We start from the raw sequence: 15,676 nt of genomic DNA, 5'->3' as shown, positions 1-15,676 counted from the left end.
ATGTTCGCTACCGTACCTTCCTGACGTACGACAAGGCTGCTGTATCTTCAGATGCTAGCCGCGTACGGCCGCTTCGATTTTGGCGATGTCGATTTTGCGCATTTCCATCATGGCGCGGAAGGCGCGTTGGGCGACGTCACCGCCTTGGGACATCGCATCGGTCAGCGCGCGCGGCGTGATTTGCCATGACAGGCCCCACTTGTCCTTGCACCAGCCGCATGCGCTTTCCACTCCGCCGTTGCCGACGATGGCGTCCCAATAGCGATCGGTCTCGGCCTGGTCATCGGTGGCGATCTGGAAGGAGAATGCTTCGCTATGCTTGAAGATTGGGCCGCCGTTAAGGCCCATGCAGGAAATGCCGCACACAGTGAATTCCACCGTCAGCACCTGTCCTGCTTTCCCTCCCGGGAAATCGGACGGTGCGCGATGGACTGCGCCTACCGCACTGTCGGGAAACGTGCGGGCGTAAAAGTTCGCGGCTTCTTCCGCGTCCTGGTCGTACCACAGGCAAAGCGTGTTCTTGTTCTTCATCGTCCCTCTCCTCTGTTCGCCGCAACGGCAGCCAGAATGACTGCCGTTGCGGCGATTTTACAGCGTTGGGACTAGGCGCAGCACACTTCTTAGCTGACCATCAGCTTAGTCGATTTAAGGTTCACGCTATCCGGACCGGCGTGAATGGTGAAACTGCCCGGCTCCACCACGCGCTTCATCTCGGTGTTGTAGAACCACAGGTCCGACGGTTTGATATCAAAGCTCAGCGTGCGCTTCTCACCCGGCTGCAGCGTAACGCGCTTGAACGCCTTCAGCTCCAGCACCGGACGCGTGACCGAACTTACATCGTCGCGGATATAGATCTGCACCACTTCATCGCCCGTACGCTTGCCAGTGTTGGTCACATCCACTTCCACCTTGGTCGATTCGTTCACGCCGATGGTGGCCTTGGCCAGTCGCGGTTCGGAAATCGCAAACGTGGTGTAGCTCAAGCCGAAGCCAAATGGATACAGCGGCTTGGTCGAACCATCGATATAACCACGGCGCGCCGAAGGTTTGTGGTTATAGAAAATCGGCAGCTGGCCGACACTACGCGCAATCGACACCGGCAACTTGCCGCCCGGGTTGGCGCGGCCGAACAGCAGGTCGGCCGCAGCGTGGCCGGTTTCCTGACCCATGTACCAGCCTTCGATGATGGCGTCAGCCTTCTCGGCCAGCAGGTTGACCGACAGCGGACGGCCATTCAGCAGGAACACCACAGTCGGTTTTCCCAGTGCGAAGATGGCGCGCGCCAAATCATTCTGCTGGCCCATCAGGTCCAGCGAATCACGGTCACCGAGGTGATTATCGGCCCACGCCTCACGGCTGGTCTGCTCGTTATCGCCCAACACCATGATGATGGTGTCGGCCGACTTGGCCGCTTCCACCGCATCGGCGATCAGCTTTGCATTCACTTCCGGCGACACGAATTTGATTTCGTCCGAGCCCCACACGCGGCTCTCGGTAATGCGTACGCCTTCCGAGTACGACAGCGAGAAGCCCTGCGCCTTGGCCTCAGCTTCCAGGCCATCGTGAATCGACACCACATGACGCGGAATATCCGAGTAGCCGCCTATCGGCGTGTCCTTGGCGTGGGTGCCGATCAGCAGTAGTTTGCCGACCTTCTTGCCGTCCAGCGGCAGCAGGCCTTTGTCGTTCTTCAGCAGCACCGGCGTGCGCGTCGCGGCCACGCGGGCTAGCGCGACAGCGTCCGGCGCAGCGGTCAGGCCGTCAGCCGCATTGGCATCCACATACGGCTGCTCGAACAAGCCGGATTGGAATTTCATGGTCAGGATGCGACGCACCACGACGTCGATCTCTTTTTCGGAGATGCGCTTCTCCTTCACCAGCGCACCCAACTCCTTGTAGGCCAAACCGTCCGGCGTTTCCACATCCACGCCTGCCTTGATGGCGCGGTAGGCCGCTTCCTTCGGCGTCGCCGCCAGCTTGTGGCGCGTAATCAGTTCATTGATGCCGAAATAGTCCGACACCGTGATGCCTTTGAAGCCCCACTCTTCGCGCAGCACTTTGTGCAGTAGCCAGTGGTTGGCGTGCGACGGCACACCGCCAATCTCGTTATACGACGGCATAACGCAACCCACATTCGCTTCCTTGATCGCTTTTTCAAACGGCGGGAAGAACTCCTCGCGCAACGTGCGTTCGCTGACTTCCGCAGGGCCGATGTTGGTGCCGCTTTCCGGTTGGCCGTGGCCCGTCATGTGCTTCAGCGTGACGAACACTTTGTCCTTGGCCAGCTTGGGGCTGGTGCCGGCGAAACCAAGAATCGCCGCCTTGCCCATCTCGCCGCAGACATGCGGATCTTCACCGTAGGTTTCCTCGATACGTCCCCAGCGCGGTTCACGCGCCACGTCCACCACCGGCGCCAGCGCCAGGTTGGCGCCGCGTGCGCGCATCTCACGTGCGGCCACGCTGAAAATCCTGGTGGTCAAATCCGTATCGAACGACGACGCAATACCAATCGCCTGCGGGAAGCAGGTCGCATCCGGCGCCACGTAGCCATGCAGCGCTTCTTCGTGCATGAACAGCGGGATGCCGAGGCGGGTCTGTTCCACCGCCCATTTCTGGATGGCGTTGACGTAGGTAGCGGTTTCCAGCGCATTGCGGTTCTTCTGCGCACCGGTGTCGCCCGCGCCTGCGGCCTGTCCCAGCTGGCGGTCCGACGGACGGGCGATCATACCCAAACCGTTCGGATAAGCCTTCTGCGCCTTGGACGCCGAGAACTCGCCTTTGGCGTCCTGCATCTCGGTCTTCGCCTGCCAGGTGCACTGCATCTGTGCGATCTTTTCTTCCAGCGTCATGCGGCCCAGCAGGTCGTCGACGCGCTTTTCGAGCGGCAGCGACGCATTCTTGTACGGCGCTTGCGCGGTGGCGGCAAACGCCGGCAGCACGGTCATCCCGGCCAGGCCGGACACGGAAGTAAGGAACTGCCTACGGTGATTGGTCATGCGTTGTCTCCTCCTTGGATTTATTTTGTTTTATCGTTTGCCTGCACGGGTGCTGACGTCCACCCAGACAGCGAGCGTCAAAATCGCGCCCTTGACGATCATTTGCCAGTACGTGTCCACGTCCAGCATCGACATGCCGTTATCCAGCGACGCCATCACCAGCGCGCCGATCAGCGCACCGTGAACGGTGCCCGAACCGCCGCGCATCGAGGTGCCGCCGATGAAGCACGCCGCAATCGCATCCAGTTCGCCTGAAGTACCAGCCGATGGCGAACCTGCAGCCAAACGTGCGGTATTCACCAAGCCAGCCAATGCGCACATCAGGCCCATGATCCCGAAGATCCACAGCTTGATCGATTTGACGTTGATGCCGGACAGGCGGGTCGCCTCCATATTCGAACCGACCGAGTACACCCGGCGGCCAAACACGGTCTGCGTGGTGACGTAGCTGAATATACCCAGCAGCGCCAGGAGCAGCAGCACCGGCAGCGGAATGCCCTCATACGAATTGAAGGTGACCACGAAAGCCGCCAGTACCACGCCCAGGCCGGCCAGCTTGGCGGCGTCACGCCACACCGGCGCCACTTCCAGCGCGTGTGTTGCGCGGCTGCGGCGCTGCGCGAAGATCAGGTACACGGCCACCAGGAACAACAGGAAGCCCAGCGCAATGCCCAGCGTCGGCGACAGATAGGCCTGACCGATGTAGACCATATCGTCCGATACCGGTGCGATGGTGGTGCCACCGGTCACGCCCAGCACGATGCCGCGATAGGCCAGCATGCCACCCAGGCCAACGATGAACGATGGAATGCCTAGATACGCAGTCAGGTAACCGTTGAACAGGCCTATCGCCAGACCCACCACCAGTACCACAACCAGCGTGAGTGGCAGCGGCAAATGGTGCGTGACATCCAGCACCGCAGCCACGCCGCCCAGCAGGCCAAGCAGCGAACCAACCGACAAATCAATCTCACCGGCGATAATCACCAGCGACATGCCGCAAGCGACGATGCCGGTAATCGCCATCTGGCGCATCAGGTTCGACAGGTTACGAGGCGTGACGAAGCCACCCTCGGTGTGATAGCTAAAGAAAGCCCAGATCAATGCGACCGCAATCAGCAAGGCCAGCATCTTGTACTGCGTGAACAGCTGTTTCAAATTACTTTTCATGAGTAGTCCTAAAATCAGTGCGCTTGATCCAGCGCCGCAGCCAGCACGGTTTCCTGGCTCAGGTTATCGTTGACGAAATCGCCGCGCAGTTTGCCCTCGCCGATCACCAGCACGCGGTCCGAAATGCCCAGCACTTCGGCCAGTTCCGACGACACCATAATGATCGACATGCCCTGTTTCGCCAGATTGAAAATCAGCTGGTAGATCTCGAACTTGGCGCCGACGTCCACACCGCGCGTCGGTTCATCGAGAATCAGGATTTTCGGTTTGGTCAGCAGCATCTTGGACAGCACCGCCTTTTGCTGGTTACCGCCGGACAGGCCGGTAATCGGCAGGAACGGGCTGGAAGTTTTCAGCTTGACGCTCTTGATCTCCTGGCGGATGGTTGCCAGCTCGGCTTCCTGGTCGATGCGCGTGGCGCGTGCGAAATCCTTCAGCACCGCCAGCGTCATATTGTGACCCACGCCCAGGTCCGGCACAATGCCGTGATGCTTACGGTCTTCCGGCACCATCGCCAGGCCGTTGCGGATGGCCTTGACCGGCGTGCTGGTATCGAGCTTGACGCCGTTGAGATACACCTCCGCCTCGCTCGGTCCCGGATACGCGCCGAAGATGGCGGATACCAGCTCCGTGCGGCCCGCGCCAACCAGTCCTGCAATGCCCAGCACCTCGCCCTTGCGCAGCTTGAACGAGATATTGTCCACGCGCTTGCGCTCAGGATTATCGGCGTCGTAGCAGGTCACGTTACGGGCTTCGAAAACCACCTCGCCCGGCGTATGCTCGCGCTGTGGGTACAACTGCGTCATCTCGCGGCCCACCATTTGTGCGATGATGCGGTCGATATTCATCTCCGACATCGGCGTGGTGGCGATATGCTGGCCGTCGCGGATGGTCACGATGGTGTCGCAAATGTCCGCCACTTCATCCAGCTTGTGCGAGATGTAGACGCAGGTAACGCCCTTGGCTTTAAGCGAATGGATAATCGCCAACAGCACCTTGATCTCGGACGCGGTCAGCGAAGACGAAGGCTCGTCGAGAATCAGCAGGCGCGCATTTTTATTGAGCGCCTTGGCGATCTCGATCAGCTGCTGGTGGCCGCCGCCGTACTGCTTCACCGGCAGCACCACGTTCACATCGTTGATGTTCAGCTCTTTCAGCAGCTCCTCGGCGCGACGGTTCATGGCCGCGTAGTCCATGCGGCCGCCCGGCAGCGTGATCTCGTTACCGAGGAAGATGTTCTCCGCCACCGACAATTCAGGCACCAGCATCAGTTCCTGGTGAATGATGACGATGCCGGCCGCCTCGGTCTCACGGATCGACTGCGCCTGCAGCGGCTTGCCATCCCAGACAATCTCGCCGTCCCAGGTACCGTACGGGTACACGGCGGACAGCACTTTCATTAACGTCGACTTGCCGGCGCCGTTCTCGCCGCACAAACCAGCGCACTCGCCGGCTTTGAGCTTGATGTCGATGCCGTTCAAAGCGCGCACACCGCCAAACTCCTTGACGATGTTGCGCATTTCCAGAAGATATTCGGCCATGCTGATTCCTTAGTTGGCGCTCAGCTGGGCCTTGGTGTAAAAGCCGTCGTCAGACAGTACGTTGACATTCGCCTTGGTCAGCGCGATCGGCGCCAGCAGCAGCGTGCTGACGTTCTTCATGCCGTTCGGGTAGCTGGCATTGAAGGCCGGCGCTTCGTTGCGCACCAACTTCACCGACAGGCGCGCCGCTTCGGTAGCGATTATTTTGAGCGGTTTGTAGACGGTCATGGCCTGCGTTCCGGCGATCACGCGCTTGACGGCGGCGAGGTCGGCATCCTGGCCGGAGACCGGCACTTTTCCGGCCAGCTTTTGTGCAGCCAGCGCTTGAATCGCACCGCCGGCGGTGGCGTCGTTGGATGCGACCACGGCGTCGATCTTGTTGCCGTTGGCGGTCAGCGCGTTTTCCACGATGGACAGCGCTTCCGACGCACTCCAGTCCTTGGTCCACTGCTTGCCCACCACTTTGATGTCGCCCTTGTCGATCAGCGGTTGCAGCACTTTCAGCTGGCCTTCGCGCAGCACCTTGGCGTTGTTGTCGGTCGGCGCGCCGCCCAGCAGGTAGTAGTTACCCTTTGGCTTGATGGCCACCAGGCTGCTGGCTTGCAGCTCGCCGACCTTGGCGTTGTCGAAGGAGATGTAGGCGTCGATATCGGCGTTCAGGATCAGGCGGTCGTAGGACACCACTTTGATCTTGGCCTTCTTCGCTTCGCGCACGGCGTTGTTCAGCACCGTGGCGTTGTAGGGAACGATAACCAGCACGTCCACACCGCGCGAGATCAGGTTTTCGATCTGCGAGATCTGACGCTGTTCGCTAGCGTCAGCCGACTGCACAAACACCTTGGCGCCCAGCTTCTCCGCTTCTGCGGTGAAGTACTCACGGTCGCGCGCCCAGCGTTCCAGGCGCAGGTCGTCGATCGAGAAACCGATCTTCGGGTTCTTGGCGTCGGCCATGGCGCTGCCGCCGGCCAGTGCCATCATGGCGCCGAGTACGGCGCTGGCTACAATCTTCTTCATCTGTTTCGTCTCCTGTTATTTTTTGATATTAGTGGTTGTGGCGCGCCAGATTCTGCCCCACTCCCCTGTATTCGAGTGCCAGTTCCATGCAGGCGCCGGTATCCATCTGGCCGACGGTGGAGCGATACAGCTGCTGCCACGGCGTCTGGCTGGCTGGTATCGGCGGAATGCCTTCGGCTTTGCGCTTGGCCAGTTCCTCGTCGCTGATCAGCATATTGCAGCTGCCTTGGTTCAGGTCCACGCGGACGGTGTCGCCAGTGCGGATGTAGGCCAGGCCACCACCGACTGCGCTTTCCGGCGCGGCGTTCAGGATCGACGGGCTGTCCGAGGTGCCGGACTGACGGCCGTCGCCCAGCGTCGGCAACCAGTTCACACCGCGCTTGATCAGCGCATCCGGCGGTTGCATGTTCACGACTTCCGCCGAACCTGGCCAGCCAATCGGGCCTGCGCCACGGATCACCAGCATGCAGTCCTCGTCAATGTTCAGCGCCGGATCGTTGATGCGGTCGTGGTAATCGCCAGAACCGTCAAACACGATGGCGCGTGATTCAAACACATTTTCCTGACCGGGCTTGCTCAGGTAGCGCTGGCGGAATTCCGGCGAAATCACGCTGGTCTTCATGATGGCAAAGTCGAACAGGTTGCCCTTCAGGACGAAGAAGCCTGCGTCTTCCTTCAGCGGCGCATTGAACGGGTAAATCACTTCGCGGTCGTTGGTCTCGCGGTTCACCAGGTTCTCTTTCATGGTGGCGCCGGTGACGGTGAGGCGGTTGGAGCGCAGTTTGCCCTGCTGCTCCAGTTCCCACATCACGGCAGGCACGCCGCCCGCGCGGTGGAACCGCTCGCCGAGGAATTTGCCGGACGGCTGCATATTCAGCAGCAACGGCACTTTGTGGCCGTATTCCATCCAGTCGGTGGACTTCAGTTCCACGCCAGCGTGGCGCGCCATCGCGACGATGTGCTGCTGGGCGTTGGTCGATCCGCCAATGGCGGCGTTGACCACAATCGCGTCGAGGAAGGCATCGCGGTTCAGGATTTGCGACGGACGCAGGTCCAACTTGGCCATTTCAACGATGCGCTTACCGGTTTCGTAAGCCATCTGGCCACGTTCGCGGTAAGGCGCAGGAATCGCCGAGCAGCCGGTCAGCGACATGCCCAGTGCTTCGGCGATGGCGTTCATGGTCGATGCGGTGCCCATGGTGTTGCAGTGGCCCGCCGATGGCGCCGAGGCGGCAGCGATTTCCAGGAACTTTTCGTTATCGATTTTGCCTGCGGCCAGCTGCTTGCGGCCTTTCCAGATCGCCGAACCGGAACCTACCAGCTCACCATCGAGCCAGCCGTCCAGCATCGGACCGCCGGACAGCACGATGGCAGGAATGTCGATGGTGGCTGCAGCCATCAGCTGCGACGGCGTGGTCTTGTCGCAGCCGGTGGTCAGCACCACCGCGTCGATCGGGTAGCCGTGCAGGATTTCGACCAGGCCCATATACGCCAGGTTGCGGTCAATCGCAGCGGTAGGACGGCGGCAGTTTTCGAAGATTGGATGCAGCGGGAATTCCATCGCAATGCCGCCCGCATCGCGGATGCCGTCACGTACGCGCTTGGCCAATTCCAAGTGGATGCGGTTGCACGGGCTGATATCGCTGCCCGATTGAGCGATGCCGATGATAGGACGGCCGGAACGCAGTTCCTCCGGCGTGATCCCATAGTTCATGAAGCGCTCGAGATACAGCGCGGTCATATCGATGTGGTCCGGATTATCGAACCAGTCCTGCGAGCGGTAGCGACGCGATTGGGTGCTCATAAAGTGCCTATTCTGGTAAATACAAGTGCTGCAGTTGTCCCGGCGAGGCCACGCGGAAGCTGAATACGCCCCCTGCCAGCGGCTCGCGGCTTAATTCTTCGTCCGTCAAACCCTTGCGGGCCGTGGTCACGAACACGGTGCGCAAATCCTCGCCGCCGAAAGTGACCTTGGTGATATTCGAACACGGCATCGATACGGTGTCCAGCAATTCGCCCGATGCGGCATAACGCTCGATGCGCCCACCGGCGAACAGGCCGACCCACAGCGCGCCGTCGGCATCCACCGCCGTGCCGTCCGGGTATCCGCTGCCTTCGATACGCACGAACACGCGCTTGTTGGACAGCTCGCCCTCTTCATCAAGATCGAACGCGTAGATGGTTTTTTCCAGCGTGTCGGTGTGATAGAAGGTGCGGCCGTCCGGGCTGACGCACGGACCGTTGGTAATGATGTAGCCACTGTCCATGCGCAGCATGCGTTGATTGCCACTCAAACGATATAACGATCCGCTGGCCGCCACTTCGGCGTTATCCATGGAGCCGAACCACAGCGCACCGTGGCGATCGATGTAGCCATCATTGAGGCGATTACCCGGCAAGTCCGATTCCAGCTCGTGGATGGTCGTCAGCTCGCCGGTCTCGAACGAGAAGCGTTCAATGCGGCCCGGCAGGCCGCACACGAAATCGCCGCCGTGCATCGGCAAGGCAAAGCCCACTTCGGCCGGCACCGTCCAGCTTTGACGGCGGCTGCCGTCTTCTGCGCAACGGTGGATGGCGCGCTGCTTGATGTCGACGAAGTACAGCGCCTTGTCTTCCGGGTGCCATACCGGGCCTTCACCCAGGGTCGCGCCCAGCGACCAGATGCACTCAGGCTGGTAGAGGTTCATGCTCCATACCATCCGGCGTCTACGAAATAATCGCGGCCGGAGCAGCGGCGCGCATTGTTCGACGACAGGAACAGCACCATCGCGGCGATGTCCTCGGTTTCGACCGGCTCTGGCAAGCACTGTGCGGAGAGGATGGCCTGGCCGCCTTCTTCGTCATGCCACAGCGCCTTCTGGCGTGGCGTCAGCACCGATCCCGGAACTACGCAGTTGACGCGGATGCCGTCCTTGCCCAAGTCACGCGACAGGCCGCGCGTCAGCCCTTCGATGGCCGCTTTGGCAGTCATGTACAGCGTCAGCTCAGGCAATGCGAGGTGCCACGAGATCGAACCGAAGTTCAGGATCACGCCGCCGCCGGCCTTCTTCATACCCGGCGCCACGGCCTGCGCGCAGAAGAACTGGTGGCGCAGGTTGACGGCCAGGCTGTCGTCCCAGTACTTGGCGGTGACATCCTGCACTTGATGGCGGTGATCGTTGGCAGCGTTGTTGATCAGGATCTCAATCGCGCCATGGTCTTTCTCGATTTGCGCGATCACGTTGGACAGCGCATCGAGGTCGGTCAGGTCGCAATGGAAGAACACCGGTGCATGCTTGCCGCCTTTCAGGCTATCTGCCAGCTGTTGCGAAGCTTCGGCCGCGATGTCGACGAAGAACACCTGCGCACCTTGTTGAACGAAGGCGTCCACGATGCCGGCGCCGATGCCGGTGCCGCCACCGGTAATCAGGACCCGCTTGTCGGCGAGGTCCGGGTAAGTCGCGTAGACCAATGGTTGGCCCATATATATTCTCTCCAGTGATACGTTGTTTTTAGTTGAGCAGGCCGCGTTGGGCCAGATTGCGATATAGGGCACGCACGCCGAAGGTCCAGGGCGTGACTGCGTCGCTAAGATAAACGTGATTCACCAGCATGCCGAGCGACGGACTGCTGATACTGACGCGGTCTCCCAGCTTGTGGGTGAAGCCGGCTCCCGGCGCGCCACGGTCTTTAATCGGCGAGAACATGGTGCCGAGGAAGAGCATGAAGCCATCCGGGTATTGGTGGTGCGCGCCGCTGGTTTGAGCGACCAGGTCCAGCGGATCGCGGCTGATTTGGCGCATGCGGCTCTCGCCGTCGAGGCGGAAGCCATCTTCCGCGCCTTCGATCACCAGGCGCAGTTCTGCATTGCGCACGGTGTCGATGGTGAAGCGCTCATCGAACAGGCGGATGAACGGACCCACGCCGCAAGAGGCGTTGTTATCCTTGGCTTTACCTAGCAGCAGCGCGCTGCGGCCTTCGATGTCGCGCAGGTTGACATCGTTCCCCAGCGTAGCGCCGACGACTTCCGCGCGGCTGTTCACGGCCAGCACGATTTCAGGCTCAGGATTGTTCCATTTCGATTCAGGGTGCAGGCCGACGTCCGCGCCGAAGCCCACCGCCGACATAGGCTGCGACTTGGAGAACACTTCGGCGTAAGGGCCGATGCCCACTTCCATATACTGCGACCAGGCGCCGCGCGCGATGAATTCCTGCTTCAGTTTTTCCGCTTCCGGCGAGCCAGGTTTGATGGCCGACAGGTCGGCGCCGATGTCTTTCAGCAGCGAGGCGCGCAGTTCGTCGGCCTTGGCGGGATTGCCGCCCGCTTGCTCTTCAATCACGCGTTCCAGCAGGCTGACGGCGAAAGTTACGCCGCAGGCTTTGATGGCTTGCACATCGCACGGTGCCAGCAGGCGGACCGGCACGTTATCAGTGCCGACCAGCGCCGCTTCAACCAGCGCTTCCGCGCGGCCCAGCGATTCACCTTGCGCCGAGTGGGCAAACGCCACCACATCATCGCGGTCCAGCAGGTCCGAGACGGTCGGCGCGTGTGCCGTAATATCGAATACTTCGCCTTTGCGTACTACGACCACGCTTGGGCCATTGACGTCACTACGCCATACGCGGCCAACCAGCAGTGCATCGGGCAGGTCGGCGGGGAGGTGCGACAGCACCGGCGCATGTTTCAGGGTATTTTTCACAGGGTCTCCTTGAATTAACGTCCAAGACTTGGTTTTTTAGGGGAGTAAGTCCAGCCAGGTACTAAATAGCGCATCGCCATCGCGTCGTCGCGCGCCGTGGTGGCGACTTTTTTATAAAGCTCGTGGGCCGCCTCGATGCGGTCCATGTCCGGTTCGATGCCAAGGCCCGGTGCTTGTGGCACCTTCACCTCGCCGCCGACGATTTTCAGCGGCTCGCGGGTCAGGCGTTCCTGCCCTTCCTGCCAGATCCAGTGGGTATCGATGGCAGTGATCTTGCCCGGCGCTGCGGCGGCAGCGTGGGTAAACATCGCCAGCGATACATCAAAGTGATTATTCGAATGCGAGCCCCAGGTCAGGCCCCAATCGTCGCACAGTTGCGCGAGCCGTACGGAACCCTGCATGGTCCAGAAGTGCGGGTCGGCCAGCGGGATATCGACTGCGCCCAGCAAGTGCGAGTGCGCCATCTGGCGCCAGTCGGTGGCAATCATGTTGGTGGCGGTCGGGATGCCGGTGGCGCGGCGGAATTCAGCCATGATCTCGCGGCCGGAATAGCCATTCTCCGGGCCGCACGGGTCTTCGGCGTAGGCCATGATGTGGCCCTGGCCACGGCACAGGTCTATCGCTTCGCGCAGCGACCATGCGCCGTTCGGGTCCAGCGTCACGCGCGACTCGGGGAAGCGGGCCTTGATGGCGGCAATGGCTTCCATCTCCTCGGCGCCATGCATTACGCCGCCTTTCAGCTTAAAGTCGCGGAAGCCGTATTTGGCGACGGTGGTTTCGGCCAGTTCCACGATGGCGGCTGGCGTCATCGCTTCCTGGTTGCGGCGGTGATACCAGTCGGATGCTCCCTCGCCGCTCAGATAAGGCAGGTCGGTGCGATTACGGTCGCCGATGTAGAACAGATAGGCCAGCATCGGCACACTGTCACGTTGCTGGCCCGCGCCCAGCAGCTCGCACACCGGCACATTCAGGTGTTGGCCCAGCAGGTCGAGCAGCGCCGCTTCCACGGCGGTGACCACATTCTCAAGGCGCAGATTGATTTCGTGCGGCTGTTTCAGGACTTCGGCTTCGGCGGCATCGGTAACCTGGTGCTGGCCGCTGATGGATGCGCGGATGCTGTTCAAGGTGCGGTTGTAGCGGCCAATCGAGGTACCCACCACCAGCGACACGGCGTTTTGTAGCGCGCGCAGGATGCCAGCGCCGCCCGGCACTTCGCCCATGCCGGTGTGGCCGGCGCTATCTTTCAGCAGCACCAGGTTACGGGTGAAATACGGTGCATGCGCACCGCACAGATTAAGCAGCATGCTATCGTGACCTGCTACCGGGATTACCCGCATCTCCGTTATAACCGGACTGCCTGCATCCGGCGTTTTTGTTGCATGTACCATCTCTTTACCCTAAAATGAATAGCGCTAACATTTTATGAGTGTGAAGGATTTATGCGATCAAGTCAACACGCATTACGCAGCAGTTTAGGCGCCGTCCTTGCGGCCTTTATGATGCATGCACCGGCTGCAGAACCGGCCTCGCACTGGGTGGCGAGTTGGGGTGCGGCGCAGCAAATCCCGGAGCCGGCCAATGAGTTGGCAGCTGAATACTGGCGCGATGGGAGTATCCGCCAAGTGCTGCATCTCACTCTGGGCGGCAAGCAGTTCCGGGTCCGCATCAGCAATGCATACGGCACCGCACCATTGATGCTTGATGCAGCCAGCGTGATGGTCGCCAGCGCCGGCGCGCCGCGCGCCCTCACCTTCGATGGACGCAGCTCGGTCATGATTCCAGCCGGCGCGGAATACTACAGCGATGCGGTCAATATGACGCTCAAACCGGCCGCCGACGTCGCAGTATCACTCTATTTTAAAGAAGCACCGGCGCGCCAAACCGGCCATCCCGGCGCACGCGCCACTACTTTCCTCGCCAAGGGCAACCGCGTGAACGACGCGGCATGGGACGACGCGGCCAAAGTCACGCGCTGGTATGCGCTAAGTGATGTCGAGGTGCTGGCGCCGCGCAAGGTTGGCGCATTGGTAGCTATCGGCGATTCGATCACCGACGGCTATGGCGTTCCGGCCGACACCAACACCCGCTGGCCGGACGTATTGGCAGCGCGCCTGCGTGATAACGGCCTGGCACTGGGCGTGGTCAATGCGGGCATCGGCGGCGGGCGCATGCTGCGCGATGGCCTGGGTCCGAATCTAGTGGCGCGCTTCGAGCGCGACGTGCTGTCGCGAGCCGGCGTCACGCACGCGCTGGTGCTGGCCGGCGTGAATGATCTCGGCGGCCAGCATCGCAACACGCCGGATACGCAGGCTGACCGTCAACAGCTGTTGGCCGACCTGAAACTGGCGCACCGCCAGCTGGCCGAACGCGCGCGAGCCCATGGAATCTGTCTGATCGGCGCCACGGTCACGCCATATGTCGGCAGCGACTACTATCATCCCGAGCCGGAAAACGAGGCGGACCGCCAGCAATTGAACCAGTGGATACGCACTTCCGGCGTGTTCGACGCGGTGGCTGATTTCGACGCCGCGCTGCGTGATCCCGCACGGCCAGACCGCATCAAACCAGTTTACGATTCCGGCGACCACCTGCACCCATCGCTTGCCGGCTACCGCGCGCTGGCGGAAACCGTGCCGCTGGCCGCGCTGCGCAAGCAATGCGGAGCTGCGAAATGATGGCCCTACCCGCGCGCAAAACGCTGTCCGCCCTGTTGGCGGCCATCTCGCTGGCTGGTCCCGCAATGGCTGCGCCGACAGCAACTTACACCAATCCGATACTGAGCGGCTTTCACGCCGACCCTAGCATCTGCAGGGTTGGCAGCGACTACTACCTGGCCACTAGCAGCTTCGAATACTTCCCCGGTGTGCCGATCTACCACAGCAAGGACCTGGTCCACTGGCGCCAGATCGGCCACGCGCTCACGCGCGTGAGCCAACTCAATTTGGCACACACCCGTAGTTCGCAGGGCATCTACGCGCCGACGTTGCGCTGCCACGAAGGCGAGTTCTATATGGTCACCACTAATATGGAGGGTGGCGGCGCATTTTATGTTCATACCAAAGACCCGGCTGGGGAATGGTCGGAACCAGTGTGGCTCAACGATCCAAGCTTCGCCATGGATCCATCGCTGTTCTTCGACGACGATGGCAAAGTCTATTACACGCGCCACGGCGGCGGGGAACACGGCGGTGTGTACCAGGCGGAGATTGACCTCAAGGCCGGCAAGCTGCTGGAACAACCACGCCTGGTCTGGCCAGGCACCGGCGGCGTATGGCCGGAAGGCCCGCATTTATATAAGCACGATGGCCTGTACTACCTGATGATCTCCGAAGGTGGCACCTCATATAACCACAGCCTGACGATGACCCGCGCATCATCGCCGTGGGGACCGTTCATCGCCAACCCCGCCAATCCGATACTCACACATCGCGGCCATCCTGACCTGCCGCTGCAAGCCACCGGCCACGGCGACCTTGTACAAACGCCGGAAGGCAAATGGTGGGTGCCACTGCTTGGCATCCGTCCGGTCGCGCAGCAGCACCACCTCGGGCGCGAAACTTTGCTCGCACCTGCCGCATGGAACGACCAGGGCTGGCTAACCGTGAACAATGGTCGCCCGCTGTCGCTGGAGATGCCGGCCAATGGACTGCCGCCGTCCACGCCATGGCCTTCAGAACCGGTGCGCGACGATTTCAACACACCCAAGCTTGGCCTGCAATGGTCGCAACTGCGTGGCCCCGGCGACGGATTGTGGTCACTGGCCGAACGTCCCGGCTATCTGCGCCTGAAAGGCAGCAGCGTCACCATGAATGACATCGCGCAGCCGGCCTTCATCGCCCGCCGCCAGGAACACATGCGCATGCGCGCTGCAACGCAGCTGGAGTTCGAACCATCCGCCGCCACACATGCCGCAGGCCTGGTGCTGCGCCAGAACGAAAACAATTACTACGAATTGCGCGTGACCGGCACGCCGCAGCGCCGGCTGGAACTGCTGGCGCGCACCGGCGGCGTCACTTCGCTGCAGGCCACGGCACCGTTGCCGGCTGGTCCCGTCGTGCTGCAAGTGGAGTCGTGGGCCACCCGCTATGAATTCAGTTACAGCGTGGGCGGCGAGCCGCTCAAGCAGGTCGGCTCTTTGCCAACTGCTGCGCTGTCGTCGGAAGCGGCTGGCGGATTTACCGGCGTCTTTATCGGCATGTACGCCGAAGGCGCCCGGCAGCAAGCCATGTCTGCCGCAGATTTTGCATGGTTCGACTACCAGCCACTGGAAAAATAA

At 61.4% G+C, this 15,676-nt stretch carries 12 protein-coding genes; 2 read left to right on the top strand and 10 right to left on the bottom strand.

The window, feature by feature from the left end; translation table 11 throughout:
• Positions 1–54 precede the first annotated feature (54 nt).
• From GTP46_RS16875 to GTP46_RS16830, 10 genes are all read right to left on the bottom strand, one after another.
• On the bottom strand, positions 55–531 hold the full coding sequence (locus GTP46_RS16875; RefSeq protein ID WP_161007798.1) for a VOC family protein: 477 nt from the start codon (positions 529–531) through the stop codon (positions 55–57).
• 89 nt (positions 532–620) lie between these two features.
• Positions 621–2,996, bottom strand: coding sequence for a glycoside hydrolase family 3 N-terminal domain-containing protein (locus GTP46_RS16870; protein ID WP_161007797.1), 2,376 nt, complete (start codon positions 2,994–2,996; stop codon positions 621–623).
• Between the two features lie 30 nt (positions 2,997–3,026).
• Positions 3,027–4,166: a sugar ABC transporter permease gene (locus GTP46_RS16865; protein ID WP_161007796.1), complete on the bottom strand. Its 1,140-nt coding sequence runs from the start codon at positions 4,164–4,166 to the stop codon at positions 3,027–3,029.
• Positions 4,167–4,180: 14 nt separating this feature from the next.
• Complete coding sequence (gene xylG, locus GTP46_RS16860) at positions 4,181–5,707, bottom strand: D-xylose ABC transporter ATP-binding protein (protein WP_161007795.1); 1,527 nt, start codon at positions 5,705–5,707, stop codon at positions 4,181–4,183.
• Between the two features lie 9 nt (positions 5,708–5,716).
• Positions 5,717–6,721, bottom strand: coding sequence for a D-xylose ABC transporter substrate-binding protein (gene xylF / locus GTP46_RS16855; RefSeq protein WP_161007794.1), 1,005 nt, complete (start codon positions 6,719–6,721; stop codon positions 5,717–5,719).
• 28 nt (positions 6,722–6,749) lie between these two features.
• On the bottom strand, positions 6,750–8,525 hold the full coding sequence (locus GTP46_RS16850; protein ID WP_161007793.1) for an IlvD/Edd family dehydratase: 1,776 nt from the start codon (positions 8,523–8,525) through the stop codon (positions 6,750–6,752).
• Positions 8,526–8,532: 7 nt separating this feature from the next.
• A complete protein-coding gene (locus tag GTP46_RS16845; RefSeq protein ID WP_161007792.1) occupies positions 8,533–9,408 on the bottom strand; it encodes an SMP-30/gluconolactonase/LRE family protein in 876 nt (291 codons plus the stop codon).
• A complete protein-coding gene (xylB, locus tag GTP46_RS16840) occupies positions 9,405–10,184 on the bottom strand; it encodes a D-xylose 1-dehydrogenase (protein ID WP_308495432.1) in 780 nt (259 codons plus the stop codon). Before xylB ends, GTP46_RS16845 begins: the two co-directional genes overlap by 4 nt.
• 28 nt (positions 10,185–10,212) lie before the next feature.
• Positions 10,213–11,400: a fumarylacetoacetate hydrolase family protein gene (locus GTP46_RS16835; RefSeq protein WP_371869681.1), complete on the bottom strand. Its 1,188-nt coding sequence runs from the start codon at positions 11,398–11,400 to the stop codon at positions 10,213–10,215.
• A gap of 14 nt (positions 11,401–11,414) precedes the next feature.
• Positions 11,415–12,788, bottom strand: coding sequence for an enolase C-terminal domain-like protein (locus tag GTP46_RS16830; protein ID WP_161007791.1), 1,374 nt, complete (start codon positions 12,786–12,788; stop codon positions 11,415–11,417).
• A gap of 108 nt (positions 12,789–12,896) precedes the next feature.
• Between GTP46_RS16830 and GTP46_RS16825 the strand changes: the two genes are divergently transcribed.
• Together GTP46_RS16825 and GTP46_RS16820 are read left to right on the top strand one after the other, a co-directional pair.
• Positions 12,897–14,075: an SGNH/GDSL hydrolase family protein gene (locus GTP46_RS16825; RefSeq protein WP_202414312.1), complete on the top strand. Its 1,179-nt coding sequence runs from the start codon at positions 12,897–12,899 to the stop codon at positions 14,073–14,075.
• Complete coding sequence (locus tag GTP46_RS16820) at positions 14,072–15,676, top strand: glycoside hydrolase family 43 protein (RefSeq protein WP_202414311.1); 1,605 nt, start codon at positions 14,072–14,074, stop codon at positions 15,674–15,676. Before GTP46_RS16825 ends, GTP46_RS16820 begins: the two co-directional genes overlap by 4 nt.

Source organism: Duganella flavida (assembly GCF_009857445.1).
Classification (GTDB): domain Bacteria; phylum Pseudomonadota; class Gammaproteobacteria; order Burkholderiales; family Burkholderiaceae_D; genus Rugamonas; species Rugamonas flavida.
This window is presented reverse-complemented; position numbering and strand designations above follow the sequence as displayed.

What these genes read in the sequence shown, in the direction of transcription:
- xylG (WP_161007795.1), bottom strand. Translation starts at nt 5,707, where the DNA reads ATGGCCGAATATCTTCTGGAAATGCGCAACATCGTCAAGGAGTTTGGC.
- xylF (WP_161007794.1), bottom strand. Translation starts at nt 6,721, where the DNA reads ATGAAGAAGATTGTAGCCAGCGCCGTACTCGGCGCCATGATGGCACTG.
- GTP46_RS16870 (WP_161007797.1), bottom strand. Translation starts at nt 2,996, where the DNA reads ATGACCAATCACCGTAGGCAGTTCCTTACTTCCGTGTCCGGCCTGGCC.
- xylB (WP_308495432.1), bottom strand. Translation starts at nt 10,184, where the DNA reads ATGGGCCAACCATTGGTCTACGCGACTTACCCGGACCTCGCCGACAAG.
- GTP46_RS16865 (WP_161007796.1), bottom strand. Translation starts at nt 4,166, where the DNA reads ATGAAAAGTAATTTGAAACAGCTGTTCACGCAGTACAAGATGCTGGCC.
- GTP46_RS16830 (WP_161007791.1), bottom strand. Translation starts at nt 12,788, where the DNA reads ATGGTACATGCAACAAAAACGCCGGATGCAGGCAGTCCGGTTATAACG.
- GTP46_RS16825 (WP_202414312.1), top strand. Translation starts at nt 12,897, where the DNA reads ATGATGCATGCACCGGCTGCAGAACCGGCCTCGCACTGGGTGGCGAGT.
- GTP46_RS16875 (WP_161007798.1), bottom strand. Translation starts at nt 531, where the DNA reads ATGAAGAACAAGAACACGCTTTGCCTGTGGTACGACCAGGACGCGGAA.
- GTP46_RS16850 (WP_161007793.1), bottom strand. Translation starts at nt 8,525, where the DNA reads ATGAGCACCCAATCGCGTCGCTACCGCTCGCAGGACTGGTTCGATAAT.
- GTP46_RS16820 (WP_202414311.1), top strand. Translation starts at nt 14,072, where the DNA reads ATGATGGCCCTACCCGCGCGCAAAACGCTGTCCGCCCTGTTGGCGGCC.
- GTP46_RS16845 (WP_161007792.1), bottom strand. Translation starts at nt 9,408, where the DNA reads ATGAACCTCTACCAGCCTGAGTGCATCTGGTCGCTGGGCGCGACCCTG.